Genomic DNA, 20919 nt, shown 5'->3' with positions numbered 1-20919 from the left:
GCAATCAGGGGCCGAAGCGCCAGGTCAGGCCGAGATTGAGCGCGTTGGTGACGATGTCGCTCCTCAGTGAGCCGCCGCCATTCATGTCGACATCGAGCCTGACGTAATTCGCTTCGTACTCGCCGAAGAGGTGCCAGTGATCGCTGAGAGGATAAGTCACTCCGAACCGCGCCGCTGCCGCGAGGCCGCCGAACTGGTACTCATATGTCCGGTCCTGGGACTGAGGTGACCGGGTTTCCACATGGGGGTAGACAAACCCGACACCAAAGCCCGCATGCGGAACAACGCCTGAGACCGGATCGAAACGCCTTGTGGCCCCGATGGTGGCGACGTTCAGGCCGTCGGTGAATTCGAGGGTTTCGAACCCGGAGCGGTCGAGCGACGCATCGTCCGCGTAGAGCTTCACATGGGTAAAATCGAGCGTCAGCCCCCATTGCGGTCTGCGCCACCAGGTGTAACGCAGGCCGTAATAGGGCGGCATGTCGAGGGATCTTCCCTCCCAGTCCACATCGAAGGACAGCGGTTGCCCGTTGACGTCCCTGCCGTCCATGTCCGAACTTAAGGCGCCCTGAATGCCGCCATAAACACTCAGTTCGTGTTGCGCCCAACCGGTGGCGGGCAACAGGGTCAGCAGGATTGCGCAGGCACGGGAAATCATGTCGGGCGGGTTTCCGGAAAGGGCAGCACGCCATGCGACCGGAGCAGAACCGGAATGCCGGCGACGCGACGACGCCAGCGCAGGCCGGAGAGGCGGCGACGGCGTTTGGCCCGTTGGTTTCGGGCGGCACGGTCAAATGCAACCCCGACGAGCGCACCGGCCATAACCTGAACGAGATCATGGTGACCGGATTCAACCCGGCTGCCCGCGACGAAACCGGCGGACAGCACGACGACCGGCCCGACCCATGGCACGAAGGAACCACACTCGCGGGCAAGATAGCTCGCGCCATAGGCTGAGGCAGCGGTGTGCCCGGACGGGAAACCGCGGTCGGATCCGCCGGGGCGCATGTTCAGCGGTGTCTCGCCAAGTCCGTTTTTCAGACCATGCACGACTGTCATGGCTCCCGCAAAGCGCAGAACATAGTCACGCGCGCCGTTTTTCATGGTTGAACAGGCCAGCCCCACAACCGGTAACGCGATCTGAACACGGTCGCCGATACGGTCACGGGCCGAGCCGACGCACAATGTCAGATACACCGCCGTAAGCAGACAAAGGGCCAGGGCCAGCGTGGAACGGTTCATCGCGCCTGAGATTGTACGGAGCAGAGAGTTAGGATCTGAAGACATTGAACTTCCGGACAGACACGGGACCGGATGCGGCGAACCGGCGCGTACCAAAGCCTGGAGGGAACGGGTAACGGCTCCGTGACCATGGAATGTCATTTGCGTAACGAAAACCGCGCGGACTTATTCCGAACGGCACGAATGTGCTACGGTTCCGGTTCAAACAGCCAACAGGAACGGGGAACAGAAAAAATGTGCGACATGTGCGTGATGAATTCGGTGAAGGACAGAATGCTGTCCCGGCGGGGATTGTTCAAAGGTGCGGCGATGGCGGGCACCGCAGCGGCGCTTGGCAGCGTGGCCGCGGCTCCGGCGGCATTGGCGCAGGGCCACGACGCGGTTGAGGACCTGACACATACCCTGACGCCGGAATTCCCGACCTTCTCGGGCGAACAGCAGTTCTTCATGGAGCAGAAATTCAACTACGCGGAGCATTTCTACAACCTGTTCGATCTGCGCGTTGATGAGCACACGGGCACGCATATCGATGCGCCGCTGCATTTTTCCGAGGATGGTGCTTCCGTGGATGAGATACCGGTGTCCAACCTTGTCGCGCCGCTCTGCGTTATCGACATTGCCGTCCGCGCGGCCGAAAACCCGGATGCGCAGGTCACGCCGGATGACATTTCCGCATGGATCGCCGCGAATGGGGAGATCCCGGCCAATGCCTGTGTCGCCATGCATTCAGGCTGGAGCTCGAAGGCTAATTCGGACACGTTCCGGGGCTTTGATGGAGAGGCGATGCATTTCCCAGGCTTCCACGTCGAATGCGCTGAGATGCTGGCAAATGCGGGAGCGGCCTCGGTCGCTGTGGACACGCTGTCGCTCGATCACGGGCCGTCCGCGGATTTCGCCTTTCACTACGCCTGGCTGCCCAGCGGACGGTTTGGGGTGGAATGTGTGGCAAATCTCGACAGGCTTCCGGCAACGGGCGCGACCCTGATTGTCGGTGCCCCGAAACACCAGGGCGGCACCGGTGGACCGGCGCGGATCCTTGCCCTCGTCTAGCGCTTAGGCCTTTCCGCAGTTCAGGCGACCGACCGTGTGTCTGGTGCCGGGCTGCGGAATTGGGCGAGCAGGGTTTCGCGGCGTTTTGCCACGGTTTCGGCCGCCGCGGCCTTCACCGGCCCGAAGCCCCTGATTTCCAGCGGGAGCAGCGCAATCTCAGCGGCAAGTGGGGCATTGTCCGGCGTGAGGCCCCTTTGCAGCTCGTCAATGTCGCCTTCGTATTGCGTGATCAAGGCGCGTTCCATGCGTCTTTCATCGGTGTAACCGAAGGGATCAAACCGGGTCCCGCGCAGGCCTTTCAACCGCGCAAGCAGGCGCAAAACGCGCATCAGGCCCGGGCCAAATTCGCGTTTGAGGGGACGACCATCCGGGCCGGTTTTCGACAGCAGCGGTGGCGCCATGTGGAAGGTTACCCTGCCCACTTCCGAGAAAGCGCCTGTGAGATGTTTCTCCAGTCCCGTGCTGTGCAGACGGGCCACCTCGTATTCGTCCTTATAGGCCAGAAGCGAGTGATAGCCTTTCGCGACCGCCTCCCCGAAGGCAGGATCGACCTCATGGGCGGAGCGGACACGGGTCTCGTAGCGTTTGGCGAGGTTTTCGTCCTGATAGTCAACGAGATGTGCGCGGCGGGCCGCAACGAGGTCCCCGAAACCTGTCGGCGCGTGAACCTCCGGCGCCACGGCAGCCGCGGCGTCATTGGGAAACGCCGCGGCCCAGCGGCCTAGCGTGAACGCGCGCAGGTTGCGCTCGACGTTTACGCCATTGAGGCGAATGGCCTGCTCGATGGCGTCCTGTCCCAGCGGGATCATCCCGGCCTGCCAGGACGCGCCAAAAATCAGCATGTTGGTGTAGATGGCATCGCCCAGCAGCACCTCGGACATGCGGGTTGCGTCCAGTGCGAGGATGGCATCCTCACCCAGCCGCGCACGAAGGCTGAGCAGCAACCGGTCCGTCGGAATGCGGAACTCCCGGTCGCGGGTAAAGGCGCCGGTCATGATCTCATGGAGATTGACGAGGCAGCGTGTGCGGTCGCGGGTCATCAGGCCCAGCGTTTTGGCCCCGGCCGAAACCACAAGGTCGCCTCCGATCAGGGCATCCGCCTCGCCCACCGCGATACGAATGGCGGAAATATCCGCAGGTTTTTCCGCTACGCGACAATGAATCAGGACCGCGCCGCCCTTCTGCGCCAGGCCCGCCATTTCCATGACGCCGACGCCCTTGTTTTCGATGTGCGCGGCCATGGCGATCAGCGCGCCGATGGTCACAACGCCGGTGCCGCCCACCCCCGTGATGACAATATTGTAGGTGTGCGAGATCGGCGGCAGATCGGGTTCGGGCAGATCGGGCAGGTCGAGTTCTTTAGCCTCCACTTTGCGGGGAACCGCGCCTTCCAGCGTAACGAAACTGGGGCAGAAGCCGTTCAGGCAGGAAAAATCCTTGTTGCAGGCGGACTGGTCGATCTGACGTTTGCGGCCGAATTCCGTCTCCAGCGGCAGGACCGCGACGCAGTTTGACTGCACGCCGCAGTCTCCGCAGCCCTCGCAGACATCCGGGTGGATAAAGACCCGCCGGTCGATGTCGGGGAATGTCCCTTTCTTGCGGCGACGGCGTTTTTCGGCGGCGCAGGTCTGGATGAAGACGATGGCCGAAACGCCCTCGATTTTCTGCATCGCCTTTTGAACCTGATCGAGCTGGTCGCGGGTGGACACGCTGACGGAGGACGGGAAGGAATTCGGATCGACATCCTCCTTCGGGTCGTACACCACGGCCACGTTTTCGACGCCCATCGCAAGAAGTTCGTTGACGATACGGTGCGGGGTCAGGCCGCCCTCATTGGGCTGACCGCCGGTCATGGCAACGGCGTCGTTGAACAGGATCTTGTAGGTTATGTTGACCTTCGCCGCGAGCGCCGCGCGGATCGCAAGCGTTCCGGAATGGTTGTAGGTACCGTCGCCAAGGTTCTGGAAAACGTGTTTGCGTTTGGAGAACGGGGCCTCGCCGATCCAGTTCGCGCCCTCGCCCCCCATCTGCGTGACGCCATCCGTGTCGCGGTCCATCCAGAGCGCCATGGTGTGACAGCCGATACCGGCATAGGCGCGGGAGCCTTCGGGAACGCGGGTGGAGGTGTTGTGGGGGCACCCGGAGCAGAACCAGGGCTGGCGCACGGCGGCCTCATCGGCATTGTCGGCCTGGACGGCATCCTCAAGCAGGCGGCGGCGTTGGGTGAGCGTTTCGGTCTCAATGCCCTCATGCGCCAGAAGCTCGCCGAGTTTGCGGGCAATCAGGACCGGGTCGAGCGCGGATTTGACCGAGAACACCGTCTCGTTCTGCTCGTTCTTCCAGCCGATGACGCGACGGCCGCGGCGGTCGTTGAAGATCGCCTCCTTGATCTGGACCTCAACGAGTTTGCGCTTTTCCTCGACAACGATGATCAGTTCCAGGTCGTGAGCCCATTCGCGGAAAGACTCCATGTCGAGCGGCCAGACCATACCGACCTTGTAGGTGGAAATGCCGAGGCGTTTGGCCTCATCGGCATTGAGACCCAAAAGTTCGAGCGCGTGAACGGTGTCGAGCCAGCTTTTGCCGCAGGATACGATGCCAATCTTCGCACCTTCCCGTGGCCAGAATTCCCGGTCGATGCGGTTTGCCCGCGCGAAGGCCTCCGCCGCGAACCGTTTGTAGTCGTGCAGGCGGGCCTCCTGGGCCACGACCTCAAATCCGGGGCGAATATTGACGCCGTCGGGGGGCATCTCAAAATCCGTGGGCTCGACGATGTTCAGACGATGCGGGTCGCCATTGACGACTTCCGTAACCTCAATCGTGTCCTTCACGCATTTCAGGCCCACCCAGGCACCGGAATAGCGCGACAGAGCCCAGCCCAGCAGACTGTAATCGAGGACCTCCTGCACACCCGCCGGGGAGAGGATCGGCATCATGACGTCGACCAGGGCAAATTCGGACTGGTGAAGCGTGGTGGAGCTTTCGCCGGTGTGGTCGTCCCCCATGCAGACCAAAACGCCGCCGAGTTTTTCCGTGCCGGCGAAGTTTGCGTGCCGAAAGACGTCGCCGCAGCGGTCGACGCCTGGACCCTTGCCGTACCAAAGTCCGAAAACGCCATCGACGCGCCCGTCGCCGCGCATCTGAACCTGCTGGGTTCCCCACAGGGCCGTGGCTCCGAGATCCTCGTTCAGGCCCTCCTGAAACACGATATCCGCGGCCTCAAGATGGTTTTTGGCCCGATTCATCTGGATATCCACGCCGCCCAAAGGTGAGCCGCGGTAGCCGGTTGCGTACCCTGCGGTATCATGTCCGGCCGCCACATCACGGGCTTTTTGCATCAAAAGTGCGCGGACGAGAGCCTGTGTGCCGGTGAGAATTACCTGGGAATTGGCCAGATCGAACCGGTCATCGAGCGTTATACGCTTTTCCGCAGCACCCGATTCCCGCTGAGGTTGTTCTAATTCTGCACTCATTTTGGCACAATTCGGTCCCGATCTGGCTGAAAACCGTTCATTTGGCGCTTGAACGGGGAACGATGTCACAAAGGATAATAAAATTTCAACACGATCGTGGCAAATGTATTTGCGCACAATTCCGTGCTATGGGAATAAACGCCATCTATCAAAATCAGCAAAATTTCAGCTTACGGGGCTCAATGGACTGGGACAAACTGCGAATATTCCACGCGGTGGCGGATGCGGGCAGTCTCACGGCCGCAGGCGAAAGCCTGCATTTGAGCCAGTCCGCGGTCAGTCGCCAGATCCGTGCGCTTGAAGACAGCCTGAACACGACACTGTTTCGGCGTCATGCCCGTGGGCTGTTGCTGACGGAACAGGGCGAGCTGCTGTTTGAGGCGACGCGGACGATGACCAAGCGTCTCGATGCCACGGCAGCCCGTATCCGGGATTCGGAAAACGAGGTTTTCGGGCAGTTGCGCGTCACGACGACCATCGGGTTCGGAACGCTGTGGCTGGCACCGCGCCTGCCCCGGCTGTTCGAGAAATACCCAAGCCTGAAAATTGACCTGATGCTCGAGGAGCGAATTCTCGATCTTCCGATGCGTGAGGCCGATGTGGCGATCCGCATGAAGGAGCCGAGCCAGGCCGATCTGATCCGGCGTCGTCTGATGAGCACGACGATCAAGCTCTATGCGACCAAGACCTATATCAACAAGCATGGCATGCCCGCCTCCGAGGAGGATTTGGCCGATCAGCTGCTGATCACGCAAAGCCCGTCCTCACCGCAGGTGCGCGCCGGAGCGGATTTTGTACGGCCGTTTCTTGCAAGTCAGAACTCGCTTCTGACCGTGAACAACTATTTCGGCATACTTGAGGCCATTCGCAGCCATATCGGCATCGGCGCCCTGCCCGACTACCTGACGGCAGATTTTCCCGAACTGATCAATGTGCTGCCCGACCTGCAAAGCACTGAAATTCCAGTATATCTCGCCTTCGTCGAGGAACTGCGGCATTCAAAACGCGTCGCGGCGTTCCGGGATTTCGTCCTTGAGGAACTAACGGTCTTTAAAAAACAGCTCGCATCCTAGGCAAACAGGTCATTTTTGTGCCTCTCCGTTATGCACTCATGTGATAGCGGCTATGACTAAATATAGTGCAATTGCACTTGCGAAATACAGCGAACATCTCTATATCTCAACTCGAGGTTGGCGGACAGTCGTCTACCGACCTCACCTCCCTGTTGGACTTGGGCCGAACGAAAGTTCGGCCTTTTTTTTTGTTTAAGTGTTGAGTTCCCGGCCAGTCGCGCTCCGCCGAATTGATTCGACGAAGCACGTATTCGGGGAAAAATCAGCCGTAGCGGTAAGGCCGACCGGCCTTCACCATATCGGCGTTGTACTTCTTGAAGATCTCAACAACCTTCGCCTTGGTCTCCGATTCAGCGGCAATCTCATCCCAGAACTTGACCGCGGCTGCCTCGACTGTGGCCCACTCCTCATCTGGAATGGTGGTGAGTTCAAGCTTCTCGCCGTGAACACGCAGGCTGGCCTCACCGCCCCAATACCACCACTGGCGGTAATAATGGCTCTGGTCCATGCAGACGCGGAGCAGTTCCTTGAGATTGTCAGGCAGCTCATTCCAGCGGTCCATATTCGCGAAGAACGATCCCGCCCAGGCACCGGAAATGTTGTTGGTCAGGAAGTAGTTGGTCACGTCAGCCCAGCCAACCGTGTAGTCTTCGGTGATACCGGACCAGGCGATTCCGTCGAGTTCTCCGGTCTGAACCGCAACCTCGATGTCTTCCCAGGGAAGGGTTACGGGAACCACACCGAACTGGGTCAGGAAGCGTCCGGCCGTCGGGAAGGTGAACACCCGTTTGCCCTGAAGGTCGGCCAGGCTGTTGATCGGGTCTTTTGTGGCGAAATGGCACGGGTCCCAGGCACCGGCGCTGATGTGTTTCACGCCAACCTTGGAATACTCCTCATCCCAGATTTCATTGAGGCCGTACTGGTTGAACAGTACCGGCACATCGAGCGAATAGCGGGACGCGAAGGGGAAGTATCCGCCGAACACGGTCACTTCGGTCGGCGAGGCCATCGAGTCGTCGTCGGACTGTACCGCGTCGATTGTGCCGTTCTGCATGGCGCGGAACAGTTCGCCGGTCGGGACCAGCTGATCAGCGAAGTAAAGCTCGATCTGCATCTGATCGCCGGCAATCGCGTTGAAGCTGTCGATTGCGGGCTTGATAACGTGCTCGGCCAGGGCCGGTCCGGCATAGGTCTGCAGCCGCCAAGTGATGGTGCTCTGGGCATGTACGGCGGGGGCCGCCAGGGCCGCCGCTCCGGTTGCTCCGGCTCCGGTGATAAACCTGCGTCTTGTTGTCATTGATATTCTCCTTGTTGGTCGGTTTGTTGTTTTTCGTATTGGGGTGTTTTTCCCGTTTTTCGGGACGTCACCCACTTTCTTTATCCGGACGGGCCCCGCGAGATGGCGGACCTGTCATCAAAACCCATAGACATAGCCCGGCAGCCACAGCGCAATGCCCGGGAACACCATGATCAGCGCGAGGGCGATCACCATCACCAGAACAAACGGCAGAATGGAGCCATAGATGTCGCGCATGGTGATCTCCGGCGGGGCCATCGCGCGCATCAGGAACAGGTTATATCCGAACGGTGGCGTCATGTAGGCGATCTGAGTCGTGATCGTGTAGAGGACACCATACCACACCAGATCGAAGCCCAGAGCCTTTACCAGCGGCACATAGAGCGGCGCCACGATCACCAGCATGGCCGTATCGTCCAGGAACGTGCCCATGATCAGGAATGACAGCTGCATCAGAATAAGGATGGTCCAGGGGTCGAGGCCCAGCTGTTCGGTGAACAGGTTGTCAATGGCCCGAACCGCGCCAAGACCGTCAAACACCGCGCCAAAGCCGAGGGCCGCCAGAATGATCCACATGAACATGCAGGAAATGGCCAATGTCTGACGCACGGAGTTCTCGAACACATCGCGCGTCATGCGGCCTTTCAGGACTGCGGCAAGGAACGCGGTCATCGCACCGATCGCGGAGCTTTCAACGAGGGATGTCCAGCCGTTTACAAACGGCACCATCATGGCCGCAAAGATCGCAATGGGCAGCAGACCGGCCCGCAGCAGGCGAAACTTCTCGGAGCGGGACACCTCACGCCCGGCGGACGGAAGCGCGGGCCCAAGTTGGGGCTGAATTTTGCAGCGGATGTAGATGTAGAGAATGAACATCCCCGCCATGACGAGTCCTGGGAATACGCCCGCGAGCCAAAGCTGGCCCACCGGCTGGCGGGCGATCATGGCATAGAGAACCAGCACCACGGAGGGCGGCACAAGGATCCCCAGGGACGAGCCCGCCTGGATCACCCCGGTGACCATCCGCTTGTCGTAGCCCCGTTTGAGCAGTTCCGGCAGTGCAATTGTGGCTCCGATGGCCATCCCGGCCACTGACAGGCCGTTCATGGCGGAAATCAGTACCATCAGGCCAATGGTTCCGATGGCAAGGCCACCGTTCACCGGCCCCATCCAGACATGGAACATGCGGTAAAGGTCGTCCGCAATACGGCTTTCCGACAGCACATATCCCATGAAGATGAACATCGGCAGCGTCAGGAGCGGGTACCACTTCATCAGCTTCATGGCGGAGGAGAACGGAATGTTCGACCCGCCCGTCCCCCACAGGGCCAGGGCCGCAATCGCCGCAACAAAACCAATGGCCCCAAAAACGCGCTGTCCGGTCATGAGCATGAGCATCATGGTCGCGAACATGAAGATGGCGATCATTTCATGGGACATCAGAGTTCTTCCCCGCGCAGACGGGCAAGATCCTTAAACAACTCGGATATTGCCTGGAGCAGCATGAGGAAAATCCCCAGGCACATGATGATTTTGATGGGCCAGATGTAGGGCCGCCATGCGGTGGCACTGCGTTCGCCATACTGCAGGGAGTAGGATGTACTGTCCCAGGCGCCATAGAGCAGAACACCAAGGTAGAAGATCAGAAACAGCACCGTAATCGCATCAACCTGCGCTTTGCGGCGGTCCGACCAGTTGGCGTAGAACAGATCCATCCGCACGTTGGAGCCCATCTGGATCGAGTAGGGCCCGCCGAGGATGTAGTAGGCCACCATTGCAAACTGGGCCATTTCGAGCGTCCAGAGCGATGGCAGGAAAAACGTCTTTGAGATGGACGACCAAAGCAGAATGCCGATCATGACGAACAGCCCGTACATGATCACCCGCCCAATCCGATAGTTCACCGCGTCCACAACGCGGACGTATTTCCTCATCAGATCAGACAAATCAAACTCTCGGCAGCACGGTTAATCACCCTGCCGTGAAGAATGCACCCCGAGCCTGGCGTGTCAACGCCATTGTGGGACTAACCGCGGGTCAGAAGCGGCAGGAACTCCGACATGTCCGGCCCGGAACTTCGACCCGTAAGGGCCTTGCGCAGCGGCATAAACAGGCCCCGGCCCTTACGGCCCGTCTCGGTCTTGACCGCGCCTGTCCAGGTTTTCCACGTGTTGCCGTCCCATGGCTGATCCGGCAGCATGGCGATGGCCGTCCGCACGAAATCCGCATCCTCCGCATCCACATCCGGCTCAAACCGGCCCTGGCAGATTGCCCACCACTCCGGGATTTCGGAGCGTTTTTCGATATTGCCGCGAATGGCCTTCCAGAAGGCGGCGGATTGATCCGGCGGCACGCCGATGGCGGCGAGGTCATCGGCAACCTCGTCGTGCTCCATTTCGTGCAGGAACCTTGCCGAAAGCGGCGCGAGATCATCCGGATTAAATTTCGTCGGAGCGGAGCCGAACGCATCAATGCGAAACCCCTCCGCCACGTCGCCCAGAGAGCGCTGAACCACCACCGGATCGGACGACCCCAGCCTGGCCAGCAAAGACACCAGGGCCATCGGCTCCACGCCAGCCTCGCGCAAATCACGCAGGGCAAGCGTGCCGAGTCGTTTGGAGAGAGCCTCGCCGCCGGGCCCGGTCAGCAGGCTGTGATGGGCGAAGCGTGGCACGTCGCCGCCCAGCGCCTGGAACATCTGGATCTGGGTTGCAGTATTCGTGACATGATCCGAGCCGCGGACAATATCGGTGATGCCCATGTCGTGATCGTCCACGACGCTGGCGAGTGTGTAGAGGTACTGGCCATCACCCCGTATCAGAACCGGGTCGGACACACTGGACGCGTCGATCGAAACGTCACCGAGGATACCATCCTTCCACTCAATCCGGCCAGGATCGAGGCGGAACCGCCAGTGACCGGGGCGCCCGGCCCTTAGCGCGTCTTTCTCCTCGTCCGTAAGCCGGAGCGCGGCGCGGTCGTACACCGGCGGCTGGCCCGCGGCGAGTTGTGAGCGGCGTTTCAGTTCAAGTTCAGCCGGAGTCTCAAAACACTCGTAGAGCCGACCGGACGCCCGCAGGCGATCCGCCGCGGCATCGTAAAGCGCGAGCCGGTCGGACTGACGGATCATCGTGTCCCAGGTCAGCCCAAGCCAGGTAAGATCCTGCTCGATGGCCTCGGCGTATTCAGGCATCGACCGCTCCGGGTCGGTATCGTCCAGCCTCAGCACAAACCGCCCCCCCTGTTGGGCCGCGATCAGCCGGTTCATCAGCGCGGTACGCAGGTTTCCAATGTGGAGAAAACCGGTGGGTGAAGGGGCAAATCGGGTAACGGTCATGGGCATCCTTTCGGTTGCCCCTGCTTATCGCAGGCCATTCAAAAACGGCAAGACACCCCGTGAGCCTACAGAAGGCTCAGGCGGCCAGTTCGACCCGGTTTCGACCGTTTTTTTTCGCGAAATAGAGAGCGGCGTCCGCCCGCTTCAGGATCTGTTCCGCCGTCAGGTCGTTTGGCCGGACCGCAGCCACACCAACACTGGTCGTACAGCGGATGTCAAAGCCGTCATGGTGGCGCTGAAGGTTTTCGACCAGTTGGCGAAACCGTTCCGCAATCATTTCGGCCTGCATGATGGAGGTATCATTGAGAACAATCGCAAACTCTTCTCCGCCGAGGCGGGCAAGCATATCCTGTTCGCGGATGTTGTCGTTAAAGGTATCCACCACCCCGCGCAGGACCTCATCTCCGCCGGAATGCCCAAAACGGTCATTGATGCTCTTGAAGCGGTCCAGATCAAACAGGATCATCGCAAGCGACATGCCCTCGGTATGGAATTTTCGCATCAGATCCGTGGCATGATTCATGAACGCGCGCCGGTTCTTCGCGCCGGTCAGGGGATCCGTATAGGCCAGTTCGTTGAGCTGGCGCATCTGTTCGTGAATTCTGATCTGTGACGCCATGAGACGGCCAACAGCACAGAGCGCGGCCATTTCGTAATCACCGAAATATCCAAGTTCAGAGTGGCTGAGGTTCAGGGTTCCAAAACAGTAATCACCGCTCAGAAGAGGAACACAGATGCTGCTGCGATACCCCGCCTCGGCAAGCTTGCGGCCGGCATCCGAGGTCTCCAGCCGCTGGTCTCTTACCAGATGGGGAGTACGTGTCGCGAACACCTGTCCCACACGGGAGTCGGTCGGGTCAAAAACCATGCCGGAGTGAAAAATCGGCTCCCCAAGAAAACCGCAGATCCTGAGTTCCCCGTCTTCCAGCACGGCGATACTGCCCCGGTCGGCGCCAACGAGTTCGGGAAGCCACCGTACCGCCACGTCGAGAATTTCATCCCGCGTCTCGGTAGCGGAAAGGGCGTCTATCAACCCCATCGGAATTTTGACACTCATTCCTCGAACCCACGCATCACGCACCTGCAATTAAACAGGACATAGGGGCATTTCCCTAACGGGTTCTGAAAAGGCGCCAAATTTCAGTGCAATAGAAAGCGTAATGAATGTAAACTTTGTCACAAGAACGGGGCGAAAAGCTCACATTCCACCCCGCTTCAGGAGGGATCGCGCCAGCGGTTTACGATGGGATAGCGGCGGTCGAGCCAAAACGCCTTGCGGGTCAGACGCGCCCCAGGAGCCGACTGGAACCGTTTGTATTCAGAGCTGTACAACAGGTTCTCGATCTTCTTGACCGTTTCGCGCTCGAAGCCTTTTTCGACGATCTCCGATACTGCCATGTCATCCTCCATCAAATGCTCGAGAATGGCATCGAGCACCTCATAGGGCGGCAGGCTGTCCTCGTCCTTCTGATCGGCGCGAAGCTCTGCGGAGGGCGGTTTGTCGATTACGCGCTGGGGAATCACCATGCCTACCGGGCCGCGCATCCACGGACGGTGATTGGCATTGCGCCAGCGGCAGGTCTCAAAAACCCGCATTTTGTAAAGGTCCTTGATTGGATTGTAACCGCCCGCCATGTCGCCATAAATTGTGGCATATCCTACGGCCACTTCTGACTTGTTGCCGGTGGTCAGAAGCATCGAGCCAAACTTGTTCGACAGCGCCATCAGAAGCAGCCCACGCAGGCGAGATTGAATATTTTCCTCGGTCAGGTCTTCGGGCATACCCTCAAACAGCGGCGCGAGCGTCTCGGTGATCGCCTCGCGTCCCCTTGTAATGGGCACGGTATCGAGACGGCAGCCAAGTGAGTTCGCCACCCCGGCCGCGTCCTCCAGGCTTTCGTCCGAGGTAAACTCGGAGGGAAGCATGACACAGTGAACGTTGTCCGGTCCAAGCGCATCGGCGGCAATTGTTGCCACAAGCGCGCTGTCCACACCGCCGGACAGACCCAGCACGACCTTTTTGAAGCCTGACTTGGCCATGTAGTCGTGGAGCGCCATGACCATCGCGCGGTAGTCCTGTTCGACAACCGGCTCGTGGACGGCAACATCGCCCGGAATCGCGCGCCAGCCGTCGGATTTCTCCTCGAAATCGACCTCGGCAATGACCTCGTCAAAGACTGGGAACTGACGCACGAGTTTCCCGTGCGGATTGAGAATGAACGACCCACCGTCGAAAATCTGATCGTCCTGTGCGCCGACCATGTTCAGATAAACGAGTGGCAGTCCCGTTTCGATGACGCGGGACACCATGTGGTTCACACGAACGTCGAACTTGCCGCGACGATAGGGCGAGCCGTTGGGAATCATCAACAGCTCGGCGCCGGATTCCGCCATTGCTTCGGTGACATCGTCGTACCAGCTGTCCTCGCAAATGGGCGTTCCCATGCGCAGCGGGCCGATGGGGAACGGCCCGGAAATGGGCCCATGGGCAAACAGCCGTTCCTCATCGAAAACATTGTAGTTCGGCAGGTGATGCTTGCGGGCATAGCCGATCACCTCCCCATCGGAGAGAATGGCATAGACGTTGAAAAGCTGGCCATATTCCATGATCGGCAGCCCGATGCCCAGCGGTGGCCCGTCCGCGCAGTCAGCCGCAAGCTGATGCAGTTCATCCCAGGCATGTCGCAGAAAGGCGGGTTTCAGGATCAGGTCCTGCGGCTGGTAGCCCACCAGGAACATTTCCGGCAAAGCGACGAAATCGGCTCCGTTTGCCCTGCCCTGGACATGGGCCCGCATGGCCTTGGCGCGGTTTCCAGCCAAATCCCCCACGGTCGGGTTCAACTGGGCCATCGTCAGCCTGAATTTACCCGCCATACGCCTCTCCACCACTTTGCTCCTGCACCCGAATACCGTTGCCTCACCCGAAAACACAAGAGAAGGCTTCGCCCGGAACAAAACGGTTAACAAAGCCATTGTTCCCGGACCATGACATTCGTAAGTTCGTTTCCAACGGATGTAGTCGGATTTGGCCTGCGGGGGAGATGACGTGAAAAGAGTAGTAGTGTTTTGCGCCATGACGGGGTTGAGCCTTGCAACCGCTGGCGCGGCGCTGAGCCAGACGGACGTTCTGACCAAGGAGTACGAAAACGGCGGTGTTTATGAGGGCGAGTTCCTGGACGGTCGCCAGCACGGACAGGGAAAATACACTCTGCCCAATGGCTACGTTTTTGAGGGCCAGTGGGTCGAGGGCCGCATCGAGGGCGAAGGCAAGGCGACCTTCCCGAATGGCGAGGTGTATGAGGGCGAATTCCTCGACGGACGCCCCCACGGCATCGGCAAAATGACCTACGCGGACGGTTCAACCTTCGAGGGCGGCTGGAAAAACGGTCAGATCGATGGCGAGGGCGTCGCGGAATATGCCGAGGGCGTGCAGTATGTTGGCGGCTTCCGAAACGGACAGCAGCATGGCGAAGGCGTCCTGACCCGCCCGGACGGGTATGTCTATGAGGGCGAATGGGTCGATGGACGCAAGGAAGGCCGTGGGCGTATTACCTATGCCGATGGCAGCGTCTATGAGGGCGCTCTCATGGCGGGCCTGCCGGAAGGCGACGGCATTCTGACCACGGCGGACGGCACCAGCTATGAGGGTGAATGGGTCGGCGGCGAGATCCAGGGCGAGGGAACGCTCGAACAGCCCGATGGCCTGACCTACGAGGGCGCGCTGGTTGCGGGCAAACGCGAGGGCTTCGGCCGCGTGACCGATGCCAATGGCGATGTCTATGAGGGCGGTTTTGAGAACGACCTGCGCCACGGCGCGGGCACGCTAAAGGCGGCAGATGGTTTTGAATACACCGGCCACTGGGTCGAGGGCCGGATCGAGGGCGAAGGCAAGGCGATCTATCCTGATGGATCGGAATATGTCGGCGGTTTCCTCGACGGAAGTCCGCATGGGCAGGGGAAAATAACCTATGCCGACGGCTCGACATATGAGGGCACCTGGGAAAAGGGTGTCATCTTCGGATCCGGTAAGGCGGTCTATGCCAACGGGATCACCTATGAGGGTCAGTTCAAGGATGGTCGCAACCACGGCGAGGGAACGCTGACCTCCACGGACGGCTACTCCTATACCGGCGACTGGGTGGACGGCCTGCGCGAAGGCACCGGCACGGCGGTCTACGCCGACGGCACCCGCTATGAGGGTGGATTTGTCGCCGGCGCCCGCAGTGGTCAGGGAACCATGACCATGCCGGAGGGGCACCGGTTTGAGGGCCAGTGGGAAGACGGCAAAATGAACGGACCAGGCCGCGCGGTATATCCCAACGGGGATGTCTATGAGGGAAACTTCGTTGACAACCAGCGCGAGGGCACCGGGCGCATGGTCTTCTCTGACGGACAGGTTTACGAGGGTGACTGGGAAGACGGCCAACCCTCCGGCGAGGGCACGAGCACCCTGCCCGACACTTCCGGCGAACCCGACAACCCGTCCGAACCTCCGGCCTCCGGCAACTGATGGTTGCTGACCCGGCTACAGGCATATTCCCGTGAGCGTGGATGACCGCGCCCTGATGGCTGCCGGCAACAATGCCGACTGGTATGCCGTGATGTTTCGGGCCCATGGCCTGGAGCATGAGCGGATGTCCTTTGCCTTCGTCGGACGCGACCGGCCACCGCCCTATTATTCCAACCTGACAGTTTTGAGGCCTGGGCATGCCAACGGCATTGTTCGCCTCGTTGCGGAACTGGCCCAGGCGCATGGTGGCAAGGTGGGCCTGAAGGACAGTTTTTGCGAACTGGACCTGGAGGGAAATGGTTTTCAAACCCGCTTTGAGGCTTCGTGGATCTGGCGTGAGGCATCCGCCCGTCAGATGCCGGACGGCTGGCGCGTTGTGAAGGACGCCGAGGACCTGTCGGCCTGGGAAAACGCCTGGAAATCCGCCGGTTCACCCGCTGACAGACGCATGTTCCCGGCCAGCCTCCTCGACCACCCGGATGTGCGGTTTTGTGTCCGGGAGGACGCTGGCAAAATCGTATCGGGATGCATTGCAAACCGGTCCGGGGACTGCATCGGGCTTTCAAATGTGTTTTCCACGTCCGAACAGGACGGGTATTTTTCCGAGGCGGCGGACGCGGCGTTTGCTTTCGACGAAAGCCTGCCGGTTGTTGGCTATGAAAGCGGTTCGGATCTGGATCTGGCAAAAGCGGCGGGATTTGAAACCGTGGGCGATTTGCGGGTCCTGTATAGCGAAGCCGTGCTTCTCTAGACGCCACCTTCTCCGGGCCAGGCACCATTCGACGCTGCAAACGGGTTCTCCGGGTAATCGACACCCGTCAGATACAGACCATCCGGCGGGCTGACCGGACCACATTGCGCCCTGTCCCGCGATGCGAGTGCGGCACCGACGCGCTCCGGCTCCCAGGCGCCGCTGCCGACCCGTTCAAGGGTTCCAACGATGGAGCGGACCTGATTGTGCAGGAACGACCGTGCGCGCAGGTAAAACCGAAACTCCACGCCACCCGCGTAGTCCGACTCCACGATCCGGATTTCGTCAAGCGTCTTGACCGGGCTTTTGGCCTGGCACAGGGATGAACGAAACGCGGTAAAGTCATGCTTTCCAATCAGAAAAGCGGCCCCCTCCCGCATCGCCTCCACATCAAGTTCATGCCGAACCCTCCAGGCAAACCCACGGTCATGGACCAGCGGCGAACCACGCGAGACCAGGCGAAAGAGGTAACGTCGTTCCATAGCCGAGAATCGTGCGTGAAAATCGTCAGACACCGGACCAACCGCAACCACGGCCACCGGATGCGGTCGCAGATGCGCATTGATGGCCTGGCCCAGCCGGTACGGGTCCCAGTCCCGGGACAGATCCACATGCGCCACCTGTTCGGTCGCGTGCACACCGGCATCGGTTCGGCCCGCACCGGTGATTTCCGGGCCAACGGGATCAAGCTTTGCGATCGCCCGCTCCACCGCCGCCTGCACGCCAGGGAGGTCCGGCTGCCTCTGCCAACCCACGAAAGGGCGGCCGTCATATTCGATTTTCAAAGCATATCGTGGCATGGCCACGCCCCTACCCCTCCGCGAATGATTTGCCAAGTCCGCGCCCCGACCGTGCCGCAGGTCGTTGCAGCCCGCCCGCAAAGTCACTACCTCTTGGCGGACCGCCGAAATGAGGACCGCCATTGATCCTGCGCCGCATTACCGACAGCATCACCCACACCGTTGAGGATGCCATCGACGGAGTTAGCTCCGCTCTCTTTGACCCCGTGATCCGCGTTGGCGTGACGGGACTGAGCCGCGCGGGCAAGACGCTGTTCATCACGTCCCTCGTGGCAAACCTGCTGGAACGCAGCCGGATGCCGCAGCTCAAATCGGCGGCGGAGGGCCGGATACTGGCGGCATATCTTCAGCCGCATCCCGACCACAAAATGCCCAGGTTCGCGTTTGAGGATCATATGGCCGCACTGACGGCCGTTGACCCGGTCTGGCCGGAAAGCACGCGGTCGATTTCCACCGTTCGCGTCTCGCTGAAGGTACAGCCGACCGGGCTTCTCAACGGCATCACCGGGCCGTCGCAGATCCATATCGACATCGTGGACTATCCTGGCGAGTGGCTGCTCGATCTTCCGCTGATGTCCCAGAGTTACGCCGAATGGTCCGCCGCAACGCTCGATAAAGCCATGACACCAGGCCTTGCGGAGCATTCATCAGGCTTCCGCGATCTGCTGGGCCAAACGGACCCCGCCGCGCCGCTTAACGAGATGAACGCGAACCGGCTGGCGGATGCGTTCAAGGGATACCTTGCGGCCTCCCGCGAGGCCGGTTTTTCCTCGATGGCACCGGGTCGTTTCCTGATGCCAGGCGACCTGGAAGGTTCTCCGGCACTGACATTTTCGCCGCTGCCGAAAGCTGGTAAATCCGGGGGAGGCTCCCTGTGGCGGACGTTTGAAAAGCGGTTTGACAGCTACAAGCGTGTTGTGATCGAGCCGTTCTTCCGCAACCATTTCGCCCGTTTCGACCGCCAGGTGGTCCTTGTCGATACGCTTGGTGCCATCCATGACGGCCCACGGGCGGTGGAAGACCTGCGCACGGCTCTTGCTGAAATCCTGACTTGTTTCCGGCCAGGAAGAAATTCATGGCTGGCACCGATTTTGGGCAAACGCATCGACCGCATTCTGTTCGCCGCCACGAAATGCGACCATCTGCATCACACCCAACACGCCCGCCTGGCCGCCATCACCGAGGCGCTGGTTCGCGATGCCCGCGACCGGGCACGGTTCCGTGGGGCAAAGACGGAGGCGATGGCCATCGCGAGCATCCGGGCGACCGTGGAACAAAGCGTTGAGCGCAACGGCGAAACCATCAAGGTCGTGCGCGGGCGGCTTCAGGATACCGGAAAGTCCGCAGCGCTTTTCCCGGGGAACCTGCCCGAAAACCCGTCCGACATTCTAAACCCCGCCCGCATGCGCGAGGGTGACTGGTCGGATGCGGCCTACAGCGTCACCAAGTTCGCTCCCCCCATCCTCGACCTCACGCCGGGCGAGGCGCCGCCCCACATCCGGCTGGACCGGGCCGCGGAATTTCTGATCGGAGACCGTCTGACATGAGCCCGCGCCACGATCCGTTCATCATCACCGGAGACGAACTGCCCGAAGGTGAGGTTGAGAGCCCTGCCGATGCGCCGCCCGTGCTGGACGAGCCCGCCCAGGTAGCCGCCATGCAAAGCGCCATGCGCGTGGCCGGGCGCAAAAAATCCCTGTTCTCGGGCTGGTTCTGGCCACTGCTGGGCAGCGTTTTGACCCTGATGATCGGTATCGCCGCCCATGACTACGTCACGGGGCTGATCGACCGGTATCCCTCGCTCGGGTTTGTGGTGCTGGTATTGCTGTGCCTGCTCGGTCTGGTCATTCTGGTTCAGATCGCCCGCGAACTGATTTCCTTTCGCAAACTTGCCCGGATTGACCGCTTCCGGGCCGGTGCCGCCCAGGCCCTTGCCGACGCGGACCATACGGCCGCCCTGAAACTGTCGCAGGATCTTGAGGGCTTTTACGCGGGCCGTCCGGAAATCCGCTGGGGGCAGCGCAGTCTGGAGGAAAGCCGCAGCGAACTGCTCGATGCGGATGCTGTCATTGGCCTGACCGAACGCGCGATATTCACGCAGCTTGACGCCATGGCCGTCCGGGAAATCGAAAACGCGGCCCGCACGGTGGCCGGAGCCACGGCGCTAATTCCGCTGGCACTTGCAGATGTGCTGACCGCATTGTCCATGAACGTGCGCATGATCCGGCGGATCAGCGAGATCTATGGCGCACATTCCGGCTTTTTTGGGTCCTGGCGTCTCCTGCGCTCGGTCGCGGCGCATCTGCTGGCGACCGGCATGGTGGCTGTAGGCGACGACATGATCAGCAGTTTTGCCGGTGGCGGCGCGCTGTCCAAAATCTCCCGCCGCTTCGGTGAAGGTGTGGTCAATGGAGCTTTGACGGCACGCGTGGGCATTGCCGCCACCGAAGTCTGCCGGCCCCTGCCATATGCCGCCCTGCCACGACCCAGGGTCTCGACCATCATGAGCCGGTCCGTGACCGGGTTGTTTCCGCAGAAGGACGACGGGGAGAAACAGGCCGGAGGCTAGCCGCGCTCCTGCAAGACATCGCCCAGTTTGTCGAAAGCCTGCATCCAGCCGCCCTCTCCTGCCGTACCGGTCGGCACACCGATATGAACCATCGTCATAAGGGTTTTGCCGCCCTGGCTGGTCAGTTCGACGATGACTTCGGTCACATCCGGGTGCCGCTCCGGCATGCCCATGCTCTGTGGTGAAATTATGGTGCCGTGTTCATCACACATGCTTTCGGTGTAAACCAGACGGGTCGGGGGCGTGACCTCGCGGTAGACGCCGGTGAACCACATTTTCATCTGACGGTCCGGCGACGTCATTTCCATGCAGATCTTGCGGGTTCCACCGACGACCAGATCCATATCCGCTTCCGGCACATGCATCCCGCGGGGACCGTACCACTGCATGAACAATTCGGGTTTGGTCCACATGTCCCACACCGTTGCGATCGATGCGTCGAATTCGCGGGTGATTTTCACCCATTCCTGACCGTCATTCATCCACACTGTCCCCCATTTTTTTGATGACCTCATCCATCGCATCGAACCGCGCATCCCAGATGTGCCGGTACTGATCCGTCCAGTGAACAACAGCCTGCAGTGCCGGGCCGTTCAGTTCACAGGGCCGAAACTGCGCATCCCTGCCCCGCTTTATGAGCCGCGCCTTTTCCAGAACCCGGATGTGTTTGGAAATGGCGGGAAGGCTCATGTCGAACGGTGCCGCCAGTTCGTTCACGGTCGCTCCGCCTTCCGCAAGACGGGCCACGATGGCCCGCCTGGTCGGATTGGCGAGCGCAAAGAAAATTGCGTCAAGCTGGTTTGCATCGTTCATGCAT

At 60.6% G+C, this 20919-nt stretch carries 18 protein-coding genes; 6 read left to right on the top strand and 12 right to left on the bottom strand.

Features of this window, described 5'->3' with window-relative positions; all coding sequences use genetic code 11:
- Positions 1-4 precede the first annotated feature (4 nt).
- Both ACP15P_RS05735 and ACP15P_RS05730 read right to left on the bottom strand, forming a co-directional pair.
- On the bottom strand, positions 5-658 hold the full coding sequence (locus ACP15P_RS05735; protein WP_424927548.1) for an outer membrane protein: 654 nt from the start codon (positions 656-658) through the stop codon (positions 5-7).
- Complete coding sequence (locus ACP15P_RS05730) at positions 655-1287, bottom strand: phosphatase PAP2 family protein (protein ID WP_424927547.1); 633 nt, start codon at positions 1285-1287, stop codon at positions 655-657. Before ACP15P_RS05730 ends, ACP15P_RS05735 begins: the two co-directional genes overlap by 4 nt.
- A gap of 189 nt (positions 1288-1476) precedes the next feature.
- Here ACP15P_RS05730 and ACP15P_RS05725 point away from each other — a divergent pair, with 189 nt between their 5' ends.
- Positions 1477-2292, top strand: coding sequence for a cyclase family protein (locus tag ACP15P_RS05725; protein WP_424927546.1), 816 nt, complete (start codon positions 1477-1479; stop codon positions 2290-2292).
- 20 nt (positions 2293-2312) lie between these two features.
- Here ACP15P_RS05725 and ACP15P_RS05720 read toward each other — a convergent pair whose 3' ends face one another.
- Positions 2313-5765, bottom strand: a complete 3453-nt coding sequence (locus tag ACP15P_RS05720) for an indolepyruvate ferredoxin oxidoreductase family protein (RefSeq protein ID WP_424927545.1) — start codon at positions 5763-5765, stop codon at positions 2313-2315.
- A 182-nt stretch (positions 5766-5947) separates the two neighbouring features.
- On the opposite strand from ACP15P_RS05720, the gene ACP15P_RS05715 reads away from it, so the two are divergent.
- On the top strand, positions 5948-6838 hold the full coding sequence (locus ACP15P_RS05715; protein ID WP_424927544.1) for a LysR family transcriptional regulator: 891 nt from the start codon (positions 5948-5950) through the stop codon (positions 6836-6838).
- 262 nt (positions 6839-7100) lie between these two features.
- Here ACP15P_RS05715 and ACP15P_RS05710 read toward each other — a convergent pair whose 3' ends face one another.
- The 6 genes from ACP15P_RS05710 to ACP15P_RS05685 all read right to left on the bottom strand — a co-directional run bounded on the left by ACP15P_RS05710 (position 7101) and on the right by ACP15P_RS05685 (position 14346).
- The gene (locus ACP15P_RS05710; RefSeq protein ID WP_424927543.1) at positions 7101-8135 is read right to left on the bottom strand and encodes a TRAP transporter substrate-binding protein; all 1035 of its coding nucleotides are present in this window, start codon (positions 8133-8135) and stop codon (positions 7101-7103) included.
- Positions 8136-8252: 117 nt separating this feature from the next.
- Entirely contained in the window at positions 8253-9575 is a 1323-nt protein-coding gene (locus tag ACP15P_RS05705) for a TRAP transporter large permease (protein WP_424927542.1), read from the bottom strand.
- The gene (locus tag ACP15P_RS05700; RefSeq protein WP_424927832.1) at positions 9575-10069 is read right to left on the bottom strand and encodes a TRAP transporter small permease subunit; all 495 of its coding nucleotides are present in this window, start codon (positions 10067-10069) and stop codon (positions 9575-9577) included. Before ACP15P_RS05700 ends, ACP15P_RS05705 begins: the two co-directional genes overlap by 1 nt.
- A gap of 92 nt (positions 10070-10161) precedes the next feature.
- Positions 10162-11472: a glutamate--tRNA ligase gene (gene gltX, locus ACP15P_RS05695; protein WP_424927541.1), complete on the bottom strand. Its 1311-nt coding sequence runs from the start codon at positions 11470-11472 to the stop codon at positions 10162-10164.
- A 76-nt stretch (positions 11473-11548) separates the two neighbouring features.
- Positions 11549-12529 (bottom strand): sensor domain-containing diguanylate cyclase, encoded by a 981-nt coding sequence (locus ACP15P_RS05690; RefSeq protein WP_424927540.1) that lies wholly within the window; start codon positions 12527-12529, stop codon positions 11549-11551.
- Positions 12530-12687: 158 nt separating this feature from the next.
- Positions 12688-14346, bottom strand: a complete 1659-nt coding sequence (locus tag ACP15P_RS05685; RefSeq protein ID WP_424927539.1) for an NAD+ synthase — start codon at positions 14344-14346, stop codon at positions 12688-12690.
- Between the two features lie 172 nt (positions 14347-14518).
- Here ACP15P_RS05685 and ACP15P_RS05680 point away from each other — a divergent pair, with 172 nt between their 5' ends.
- Together ACP15P_RS05680 and ACP15P_RS05675 are read left to right on the top strand one after the other, a co-directional pair.
- Complete coding sequence (locus tag ACP15P_RS05680) at positions 14519-15982, top strand: MORN repeat-containing protein (RefSeq protein WP_481736470.1); 1464 nt, start codon at positions 14519-14521, stop codon at positions 15980-15982.
- 31 nt (positions 15983-16013) lie between these two features.
- Positions 16014-16733 carry a hypothetical protein gene (locus tag ACP15P_RS05675; protein WP_424927538.1) on the top strand — a complete coding sequence of 240 codons (720 nt, stop codon included), beginning with the start codon at positions 16014-16016 and terminating at the stop codon, positions 16731-16733.
- Here ACP15P_RS05675 and truA read toward each other — a convergent pair.
- Positions 16730-17533, bottom strand: coding sequence for a tRNA pseudouridine(38-40) synthase TruA (gene truA, locus ACP15P_RS05670; protein WP_424927537.1), 804 nt, complete (start codon positions 17531-17533; stop codon positions 16730-16732). The genes ACP15P_RS05675 and truA overlap by 4 nt on opposite strands.
- Before the next feature lie 122 nt (positions 17534-17655).
- Between truA and ACP15P_RS05665 the strand changes: the two genes are divergently transcribed.
- Positions 17656-19080: a YcjX family GTP-binding protein gene (locus tag ACP15P_RS05665; protein WP_424927536.1), complete on the top strand. Its 1425-nt coding sequence runs from the start codon at positions 17656-17658 to the stop codon at positions 19078-19080.
- Positions 19077-20102 carry a YcjF family protein gene (locus tag ACP15P_RS05660; RefSeq protein ID WP_424927535.1) on the top strand — a complete coding sequence of 342 codons (1026 nt, stop codon included), beginning with the start codon at positions 19077-19079 and terminating at the stop codon, positions 20100-20102. Before ACP15P_RS05665 ends, ACP15P_RS05660 begins: the two co-directional genes overlap by 4 nt.
- On the opposite strand, the gene ACP15P_RS05655 is transcribed toward ACP15P_RS05660, so the two are convergent.
- Both ACP15P_RS05655 and ACP15P_RS05650 read right to left on the bottom strand, forming a co-directional pair.
- A complete protein-coding gene (locus ACP15P_RS05655) occupies positions 20099-20584 on the bottom strand; it encodes an SRPBCC family protein (protein WP_424927534.1) in 486 nt (161 codons plus the stop codon). The genes ACP15P_RS05660 and ACP15P_RS05655 overlap by 4 nt on opposite strands.
- Complete coding sequence (locus ACP15P_RS05650) at positions 20577-20915, bottom strand: ArsR/SmtB family transcription factor (RefSeq protein ID WP_424927533.1); 339 nt, start codon at positions 20913-20915, stop codon at positions 20577-20579. The genes ACP15P_RS05655 and ACP15P_RS05650 overlap by 8 nt, the downstream gene beginning before the upstream one ends.
- Between the last annotated feature and the right edge of the window lie 4 nt (positions 20916-20919).

It is taken from the genome of Amaricoccus tamworthensis (assembly GCF_049800875.1).
In the GTDB taxonomy this organism is placed as follows: Bacteria; Pseudomonadota; Alphaproteobacteria; order Rhodobacterales; family Rhodobacteraceae; genus Amaricoccus; species Amaricoccus tamworthensis.
The sequence above is the reverse complement of the archived record's forward strand: the minus strand, read 5'-3'. Positions and strand labels throughout refer to the sequence as shown.

Excerpts from the sequence above, each read along its gene's own strand:
- gltX (WP_424927541.1), bottom strand. The coding sequence starts at position 11,472 with ATGACCGTTACCCGATTTGCCCCTTCACCCACCGGTTTTCTCCACATT.
- ACP15P_RS05725 (WP_424927546.1), top strand. The coding sequence starts at position 1,477 with ATGTGCGACATGTGCGTGATGAATTCGGTGAAGGACAGAATGCTGTCC.
- ACP15P_RS05655 (WP_424927534.1), bottom strand. The coding sequence starts at position 20,584 with ATGAATGACGGTCAGGAATGGGTGAAAATCACCCGCGAATTCGACGCA.
- truA (WP_424927537.1), bottom strand. The coding sequence starts at position 17,533 with ATGCCACGATATGCTTTGAAAATCGAATATGACGGCCGCCCTTTCGTG.
- ACP15P_RS05730 (WP_424927547.1), bottom strand. The coding sequence starts at position 1,287 with ATGTCTTCAGATCCTAACTCTCTGCTCCGTACAATCTCAGGCGCGATG.
- ACP15P_RS05735 (WP_424927548.1), bottom strand. The coding sequence starts at position 658 with ATGATTTCCCGTGCCTGCGCAATCCTGCTGACCCTGTTGCCCGCCACC.
- ACP15P_RS05705 (WP_424927542.1), bottom strand. The coding sequence starts at position 9,575 with ATGTCCCATGAAATGATCGCCATCTTCATGTTCGCGACCATGATGCTC.
- ACP15P_RS05650 (WP_424927533.1), bottom strand. The coding sequence starts at position 20,915 with ATGAACGATGCAAACCAGCTTGACGCAATTTTCTTTGCGCTCGCCAAT.
- ACP15P_RS05700 (WP_424927832.1), bottom strand. The coding sequence starts at position 10,069 with ATGAGGAAATACGTCCGCGTTGTGGACGCGGTGAACTATCGGATTGGG.
- ACP15P_RS05690 (WP_424927540.1), bottom strand. The coding sequence starts at position 12,529 with ATGAGTGTCAAAATTCCGATGGGGTTGATAGACGCCCTTTCCGCTACC.
- ACP15P_RS05660 (WP_424927535.1), top strand. The coding sequence starts at position 19,077 with ATGAGCCCGCGCCACGATCCGTTCATCATCACCGGAGACGAACTGCCC.
- ACP15P_RS05685 (WP_424927539.1), bottom strand. The coding sequence starts at position 14,346 with ATGGCGGGTAAATTCAGGCTGACGATGGCCCAGTTGAACCCGACCGTG.
- ACP15P_RS05720 (WP_424927545.1), bottom strand. The coding sequence starts at position 5,765 with ATGAGTGCAGAATTAGAACAACCTCAGCGGGAATCGGGTGCTGCGGAA.
- ACP15P_RS05710 (WP_424927543.1), bottom strand. The coding sequence starts at position 8,135 with ATGACAACAAGACGCAGGTTTATCACCGGAGCCGGAGCAACCGGAGCG.
- ACP15P_RS05715 (WP_424927544.1), top strand. The coding sequence starts at position 5,948 with ATGGACTGGGACAAACTGCGAATATTCCACGCGGTGGCGGATGCGGGC.